At 60.9% G+C, this 8031-nt stretch carries 7 protein-coding genes; 6 read left to right on the top strand and 1 reads right to left on the bottom strand.

Translation table 11 applies throughout. The features are described 5' to 3' along the window. The first annotated feature begins 448 nt into the window (after positions 1 to 448). Positions 449 to 919, top strand: coding sequence for a hypothetical protein (locus HEP69_RS09185; protein ID WP_290558217.1), 471 nt, complete (start codon positions 449 to 451; stop codon positions 917 to 919). A gap of 40 nt (positions 920 to 959) precedes the next feature. Further along, complete coding sequence (locus tag HEP69_RS09180; protein WP_290558216.1) at positions 960 to 1898, top strand: zincin-like metallopeptidase domain-containing protein; 939 nt, start codon at positions 960 to 962, stop codon at positions 1896 to 1898. A 58-nt stretch (positions 1899 to 1956) separates the two neighbouring features. On the opposite strand, the gene HEP69_RS09175 is transcribed toward HEP69_RS09180, so the two are convergent. Further along, the gene (locus HEP69_RS09175; RefSeq protein ID WP_290558215.1) at positions 1957 to 3687 is read right to left on the bottom strand and encodes a hypothetical protein; all 1731 of its coding nucleotides are present in this window, start codon (positions 3685 to 3687) and stop codon (positions 1957 to 1959) included. Between the two features lie 190 nt (positions 3688 to 3877). Between HEP69_RS09175 and HEP69_RS09170 the strand changes: the two genes are divergently transcribed. The 4 genes from HEP69_RS09170 (at position 3878) to HEP69_RS09155 (ending at position 7721) form a co-directional block, all read left to right on the top strand. Next, complete coding sequence (locus HEP69_RS09170) at positions 3878 to 4267, top strand: DUF3768 domain-containing protein (protein WP_290558214.1); 390 nt, start codon at positions 3878 to 3880, stop codon at positions 4265 to 4267. Between the two features lie 152 nt (positions 4268 to 4419). Then, positions 4420 to 6402 carry a ParB/RepB/Spo0J family partition protein gene (locus HEP69_RS09165; RefSeq protein WP_290558213.1) on the top strand — a complete coding sequence of 661 codons (1983 nt, stop codon included), beginning with the start codon at positions 4420 to 4422 and terminating at the stop codon, positions 6400 to 6402. 72 nt (positions 6403 to 6474) lie between these two features. After that, on the top strand, positions 6475 to 7068 hold the full coding sequence (locus tag HEP69_RS09160) for a regulator (protein ID WP_290558212.1): 594 nt from the start codon (positions 6475 to 6477) through the stop codon (positions 7066 to 7068). Then, positions 7068 to 7721 (top strand): hypothetical protein, encoded by a 654-nt coding sequence (locus HEP69_RS09155; RefSeq protein ID WP_290558211.1) that lies wholly within the window; start codon positions 7068 to 7070, stop codon positions 7719 to 7721. Before HEP69_RS09160 ends, HEP69_RS09155 begins: the two co-directional genes overlap by 1 nt. The last annotated feature ends 310 nt before the right edge of the window (positions 7722 to 8031 follow it).

Genomic DNA, 8031 nt, shown 5'->3' with positions numbered 1-8031 from the left:
CCCCCCCGGCAAAAGCGTCTGGTTGCGCAAGGCCAGCGCGCGCGCATAGGCGATCTGCTTGGGCGTCGCGGGCAGGGCGTAAGTGGTGCTTTCCATCGGGGATCTCCCTTCTTAGCGTGGCCCTTAAAATAGAACATAACAGGAACAAAATCAAGCCACCTGCGGAAATCATGGGGTTTGAGAGGAAGAGGAGGGCTGGGGAGGGTCAGGCCTGAGGATGCCCGAAAGAGGGTGTCCGGGCCTGATTCTGTTCCTCATTGGGGTCTGATGCCGGAAAGTGCAGGATCCTGCGTTCTCATGAGCTTCGCATTTAACAATCTCCGGCATCAGATCCCTAAAGAGTGAAAGTGTCCTTCGGGTTTTGTGACTGACGGATGAGGGCCTTTGGGGTCCCTCAGATGGGTCCGGGCCGGGTTCCGGTCTGCCGTTCCTGATGAAGGGCATTCCCATGCAAACAGGTGTCTTGCGCGTGTTGCGCGCGACCGCTGCCTCGTGGTGGCGACACAAGGAACTACGCCGAACCGGCCAGACGGGGCAGGCACAACGGCGCGAGCGCGAGACGGTCCTGCGTGATCTCGGCTATCTGAAGCAGGCGGCGTTATTGCCAAACGCGCACGTGATCTGCGGAGAGGGCGGGACATTCATCCATCTTGGTTGGACCACCGTGTCGACCTTCGCGCCGATCGAGCGCTTTCCCTTGGCCACTCTTGCGGTCGCACGAGGGACCCCGTTCATCGATATCCGACCCGTCACCGATGTCATCGCCTTCGCGAACCTGCCGCGGGTGGCGCGGGACGAATCGATCGACCCTGAACCTTGCGGCTCTGGCAGGTCCGTCTCGCTGACCGCCTACATCGACATGGTCGAAGCCCTCGGTGGCAGGATCGCCAACGATCCACGCCCCCGTCAGTCAACCTGATCACCACTCCCTCTCATCAACACTCGAAAGGAGGCCAGCCATGGCCCGATCCCGCACGCCCAAATTCGATGCCTCCGAGGTCATCACAAACGAAATCATCCGCATCATCGAGCGCGGCGTCCTGCCGTGGCGCAAGCCATGGACCGCAGGTGGCAGCTGTCGCCCCCTGCGCGTGGGCGGAGAACCCTACCAGGGAGTGAACAACTTCCTGCTGACGATGCGGACCGTGATGGCGGGCCACAGCTCACCTTTCTGGATGACGTTGCCGCAAGCCAATGCCTTGGACGCGAAGGTGCGCAAAGGCGAGAAGTCCTCTGTCGTTGTCTACTACGGCCAAAGCCGGAAAGACGCCGATGGCGAGGACGACCGTAGCAGCGGGGATGATCACTCCGAGGAAGCCCGTATATTCCGCTTCCAGAAATCCTACCGTGTGTTCAATGCCTGCCAGATCGAGGGCTTGCCCGACAGCTTCTACCCTGACCCGGAGCCCGTGCCCGAGCATCCGCCGTCCAAGCCCATCCCGCACATGCAGGCGTTTTTCGACGCCATCGATATCACAACCGTCTTCACGGGCACGGAGGCGTACTATTTGCCGCCCGTGGACAAGGTCTACATGCCGTCCATCACGCGGTTCCAGGACCCGCGCAATTTCTACGGGGTCTGGGCCCATGAGCTCGCCCATGCCACGAAAGCCCCCCATCGATTGAACCGTGATTTCGGGTTCTCGAAGTTTGGCAACACGTCCTATGCGCGCGAGGAGATCGTCGCGGAATTGACCTCGGTGTTCCTGGGTCAGACGCTCGGCTTCACGGCGCATACGCTCGAGATGAATGCCGCCTATCTCCACAACTGGTTGCGCGTTCTTCGGTCGGACAAGGGTGCGATCTTCAAGCACGCCGCGGACGCACAGCGCGCTTGCGACTACTTGATCGCCAGATCGGAGACGGGCAGGGCGGGGCGCAGCGCCGAGGCCGCCTGACTATCCCATTGCCGCGAAGCGGAGAACGGCAGGTCAGAGCCAAGGCGACATCAGTGCATCACGTATTTGGGTATATGCCGTGCTTTTCTTCAATCGCATCCAGCAGCCATGCCAAATCCTCCGAGCCAACGCATACCCGAACAATTTGCTGCCACGTGACGCGCCTTATCAGACCGGGTACACGACACGCTGATGCTGCCTTCCTGAGCTGGGCGTCGGCTGCGCCGTTAAGCCTGTAGGCAGGATTTCGATCGTCGTAAACAAAGACGGCGTGGCCTTTTGATGGGTTCACGCAACCTTCGCTATCTACGACAGCAGCAAGCGCATTTCTAACAATCTGATAGGTGGGCAGCAACGGACAGGGGGACCAGTCCTGCGCGGCGTCCCAGTCAAATAACTCAGGGATGAAATCCCAATAGGAGATTCCAACTTCGGACAGAGCGCAGCGCGCATTCCTTCCTTGCTGTTGTGTGTAAGTACCGTTGCAAATTGGCGTTTCAGACTTCGCTGATCGGACGCGTGAACAGGTGCCGAATTCGGTCTCGCAGAACTTGCATTCGACGGCGACCTGGTAACCATCAGTTTCCAAGTATACATCCAACTGCGTCGGCCTAGGTTCGTTCAGGGTGTAGACGTCGACTTCCATAACTAGGCTTGTCCCCGGCATTGTCTTGCCAAAGGCGCGTCGCCCGCATTCTGCCGGAACTTGCGATAGCAAGTCTAACCGACCTGCGGCCTTGAAAGCACCGAAGACACTTTGGGCCAGCGCCTGCGAACTGCGAAATGAGCGAAAATGCTTGTGACGATCTGTTACCGCGATCTGTGCCTCAATCTCTAAGGTCATTTTGCTATCGGGTGGCAACATAAGGTTTGCCGATGGTCTATCGATTGAAACCACCGGGGGCCTTCCTGGCTTCTTGTTCCCGTCGAGGGCTATTTGAGGAAGCATCTTGGCGTAGCCCCACCAAGTGCTTTGGAGTAGCGCTTCGTGTTCTGTGGGGGCTTTGTTCTCTCCGTTATGCACCTTCATGGTGCTCTTGGGCACTGGGTGCTGGTAGTCAATTTTGGGGAAAGCGAGAAGCCGTGGCGCTTTGGTACGCTGTCCATATATAAGCTGTGTGTTGGTCACGGATGCAAAGCCGATGCTTATGCCAATGGCTTGTGATAGCTCTCCCGCCTTTTCCTCCAATACCGTTTTGGCGTCTGTGCCAGCGTGGAGCCATCTTGACCACCAGTCCGCCTCTCCTAGTACAACGATGTCTGGTCTTTCCTGAACCATCTCGCGGCCGAAGGTAGTGCGGACCTCGTCTGCCATGCGCTCAAGATTGGCCTCCACAATTGCGGCATATCGCAATCCTTCGAGCAGGGCGACTGGTGGAGGATCACTTGCGCCTCCCGAGTGCCCGATCACCTTGAGTTCAACCACCACCGCTCGCCCGTGTTCTGTCAGGCCAAATATGTCGATCTTGCCGATTTCGCGATCAGCACGGGTGCCTTTCAGCGGTACTTGATAGTCAAGCATTTCGAAGCGGGTGCCGTCAGGCAGGCGCCAGCTTTGTTGCGCGTTTACCAATGCAATCGCAAAGTGCTCTTCTCGGCGGTTCGTGTGGCCTTTTGTGGTCGGATAGCCAGTTCTACCCCCAAGATAAGGTCGGTCATGTGGACGCTTTGGCGCCTGTTCCCTTAAACTTTGATAGGCTTGGGAATACGAGGCAACGTCCATTCGGGCAATATCTTGCGACAATGAGGATTTGGGCCAGCGCCGGACGAACAAGTGATCAATGGTCATACGACTTTCGTAAATGGTCTCAGCACAAATGTCAGATGTAAACTGGGATCTCTTAAGAAAGTCTATTTCGTCCCGCAGAGCGGACTTCGCAACTGCTTAGGCCGGGCAGGTCTCTTAGGGGTCTTCCGCCAGGCGGAAAAGAAAAAGTGGGCTTTGGGAAGGGTGTTTCAACTTCTCAAAGGAGATCCCCATGTCCATGAATGTTCAACCCCAGCCAGACCGTCCGGATCCGAGTGTGATTGCGGCGCAGAACGACGCGTTTCGCAAGCTCGCGTGCCTTGGAGTGCCGCCCGCGCAGCCCATCCAGGGCCGGATGCATGTCACCCGCTCGCTTATGGAGGCCGGCGATGGCTTCATGGCCGAGGCGGTGAAGGCGACCGGTGAGTTTGCCACATTCGAGCCTGAGAATGATCCCGAGGGATGGCACGATTTCGGGGCGGTCGAGATCCGGGGCGAGACCGTGTTCTGGAAAATCGATCTCTATGAGGCAGATTCGGATTTCCGCTACGGGGCTGAGACCCCGGACAATCCCGCCACCACCATGCGCGTGCTGACCATCATGCTGGCGCGCGACTGGTAGGGCAGGGGACTCCTCACCCTGACATCTGAGACGATGAAGGCCCGCTGCCCCTCAAAAAGGCAAAGCGGGCCTTTTGTCGTGGTGATCCCTGAAGCCGGGGATTGGTTACGCGCGCGCGCGGGCCACACCTCACCCACCTGGAAGGATATCCCATGACCACAAGCTTTGCCCCTCTCACCGTCGCCATCGGCGATCTGGTCCCGCATCCCGCCAATGTGCGCAGCAACTCTCCGGAAACCTATGATCCCGAGAACATCGCGCATCTGAAGGCCAGCATCGCCGTTCTGGGCCTCTTGCAGCCGATTCTGGTCCAGAAGTTCGACGGCAAATACGCCGTGCTGGCCGGTGGCCGGCGGCATGCCGCGCTGAAGGAGCTGGTCGCTGACAAGGCCATCAAGGGCTTCACGGCGAAAACCAAGGTCGACTGCCGCCTTGTCTCTGACGACTGCGACGTCACTACGGCGCTGTCGCTCGCCGAGAACATCACTCAGGCGCCGATGAACGCAATCGACGAGTTCGAGGCTTTCGCCCGGATGATGGAGGTCGACGGCCAGACGCCCGAGACGATCGCGAAAACCTTCGGCACCACGGTGGCCGCCGTGAAAGGCCGGTTGCGCTATGGCCTGATCCACCCCGACATCCGCGCCGCGGCCCGGGCCAAGGTGATCACGCTCGACACGATGAAGGCCTTCGCCGAGCATCCGAGCCAGGAGGCGCAGCGCGAGGTCTTCGAGGCGCTCACGAAAGACGGCGGCTATCTGCAGGCCTATATCGTCCGTCAGGCACTCAAATCCCGCGGTGTGCAGGTCAGTGACAATATCGGGGCTTTCGTGCGCGCGGACTACGAGGCGCGCGGCGGCGCCGTCGCAGCCGATCTGCTGGAAGAGCATTCCGTGCTCGAGGATGCGGCGCTGGTCGAGACCATCCTGCTCGAGAAGCTCGGTGCCGCCGCCGAAGAGGCTCGCATAAAGCTGGGCTTTGCCTGGGCCGATGCGATGGTGCGCTATGATTACGCGACCATGGCCGACTACGGCCGCGTTTATCCCGGCCCGATCGAACCCGATGAGACCGCCCAAAAGCGCGTGGATGAAATCACCACCGAGCTTGAGAAATTGCAGCTCGAGATGGAGGATGAGGGGCTCGAAGACGGTGCCTACAACGCCCTTTACGACCGCGTTGACGCCTTGGAAGAGGAAGCCCGCGATCTGCAGGAGGCCTACAGCGCCGAGGACCTGGCGCGGTCCGGGGTAATCGCCTCGTGGTCGAATGGTCAGGTGACGCTCCATGTTGGTCTCGTCCGCCCGGAAGACACCGTCAAAGAGGAGGGCGCGCGCGGCTCCTCGGCAAGCCCGACCGGGGAGGAGACCCCGGACGCCGGCGAAATCACCTACCCAGCCTCACTGGCTGAGGACCTCAAGACCGAGCGAGCCATGGCGCTTGGGGCCGCGATGGCGCTGCATCCGGAAGCCACGCTCGATCTGACGCTCTTCAAGCTGGTCAGTGACGTTCTGGCCAGCGGCATGAGTGTCACGCAGGCGATCAAGATCGAGGCCCGCAAGGAATACCGCAGCCATGCCAAGATGGACGAGATCGACGAGACCTCGCTCGAGCAGGTGGCGGCGGCGCATGATGCGCTTGACCTCTCCTGGCTCGATGACGCCCGCGCGCCCGCCGATCAGTTCGCGGCGTTTCGCGCGCTGGAGGCCGGCGAGAAGGCCAAGCTCGTGGCCTATGCCACGGCCAGCACCACGCAGTCCTGCTTCGCGCGGGACCGCCAGCGCGACAGCCTGATGCATGCGTTCGAGATCGAGATCATGCCCGACATTCGCGCCCACTGGAAGCCGAATGCGGCCCTCTTCAACCGCTTCAAGAAGGCCTGGATCCTGAAGATCCTCGGCGAGGATCTGGGTCTGGCCCAGGAGGCTGTGACGCTGGCCTCGTCGAGCAAGAAAGAGATCGTCGCCTTCTGCGACAAGCTCTTCGCTGAACCCTTCGCCACGCTCACGGACGCGCAGCGCGCTGCCGTGGCCGCCTGGTGCCCGCCGATGATGCAGACCGCGGGTATCGCCTGTGATGAGGCGGAGCCCACTGCGGAAACCCCGGAACCTGACGGCGAGGTCGCGCAAGCGGCCTGAGTCCTCACGCGACCCGCGCGAGGCATTCCCTGCGCGGGTCGACCCTTCCAAACCGAACAGAAAGACATCCCCATGGCTATTCTCAAGTTCTCTGCCTCCGCAGTTGCGGCGCAGATCGCCCATGCGCGCGCCTGCAAAACCTTCCTGCCCAACTGGAACGGGCCCGTGGACAGGCCCGCCCTGATCCTGATCGTCGGCAATGGTGTGCATCTGCGCTCGAACGGCATCGATGGCACGACCACCCGTATCGTCACCACCGAGCGGGCTGATCCCTCCTTCGCCTTCGCCGACGGCATGAACCCGTTTCGGGACAGCGACTGGATGGCGCAACGCCGCATGGCCTTTCGCGATCTTACCGGCCAATTTTACACCGACATCCTCGATGACGTGCAGGTGCTCATCGACCGGGGGCGGGGGGCCATCCGGCTCGCCACCGATGGCCACAGCATCTGCGTCCTCAAACGCCGGGCCTCGGATTATCTCATCGGCGGGACCTACGAAGTGCCCTCGGGCCTCGGCGGCACCTTCCGGGTCATCCTCAAGGATGCCTGCGACACCTTCGCGATCGTGCAGAACTGCGGCAATTGCGAGGATTTCGACGCCATGCTGCCCTACCGCGTGCCGCTCGATGCGCTGATGGAACTCGATGATCGGAGGGCGGCCTGATGGGATGGCTCTTCTACACCGACCGCCGCGTCAAAACCTACGCGGATGAGAAAGCGGAAATCGCCCGGCTCTGCACCTCTCATGGCGACACGCGCAAAACCGAACTGGTCAAAGCCTGCAAGGTCGGCTCAACCTGGTATGCGGCGGCAAAGGTCACCAATCTCGACGGCACCCCTGTCGAAGACGCGACCTATATGACCGATGCGGATGGCTCCATCACTTTCGGGGCTGTCTTCCTCACCCGATACGAAGACGGCTGCTGGGGCTACAAGGACATGGAGGAAAGTGCTGGCCCCGTCGAGTCGCGCGCTCCGCTCAGCCTTCTGGCGCTGCTCTCGGAATTGAAGGACCCAGAGAGCTATGCCCATGCCTGGCGCCAGCGCTGCCGGGACTGGGCTGCGATTCCGGACTACGAGGAAGGCGACAAGATTAGGCTCGCCGCGCCCGTGACGCTCACCGATGGCAGCACCTGCCAGATCGTAACCGCGACCCACTACAGGCGGGGTCGGCAAAAACGCCGCTGCTACCGCATCGAGGAAACCGGTGGGCTCGTACGCCTGTCGAAGGCCTCGCTTGCGGGCTCGGAGCTGCTCAGTTCCGCAAAAGGTGCTGCCAGCCCGGTGCTGGCGGAGTATCTCGCGGGGCGAGAATAGGTGCTGCGCCGGACGGTTCATCGGCCTGCCCGGCGACAGCAGATCCTGCGGCTTATCTTGACATGGCAATGCAAATGCATTACCTATCGCAAGCAGCAAAGACCCCCATTCTTTCAGGAGACTGCCATGACAGCCCTCGCACAAGATGTCTCGAAGCTCACGGATCGGTATCAGACGACCGTGCCGGCGGGTGGGCGCAAATCAACATCGGCAGGGCGACCAGACTCGTCTACACCACTTACCCGGGCCGGGCCTGGGCAAGACAAGGCCAACCGACACCACCACGACCCACACACAAGAGCCTACACAA

The organism is Aestuariivita sp., assembly GCF_021404545.1.
Lineage (GTDB): Bacteria > Pseudomonadota > Alphaproteobacteria > Rhodobacterales > Rhodobacteraceae > Aestuariivita.
Note: the sequence above shows the minus strand (reverse complement) of the source record. Positions and strands in the feature narration are given on the sequence as shown.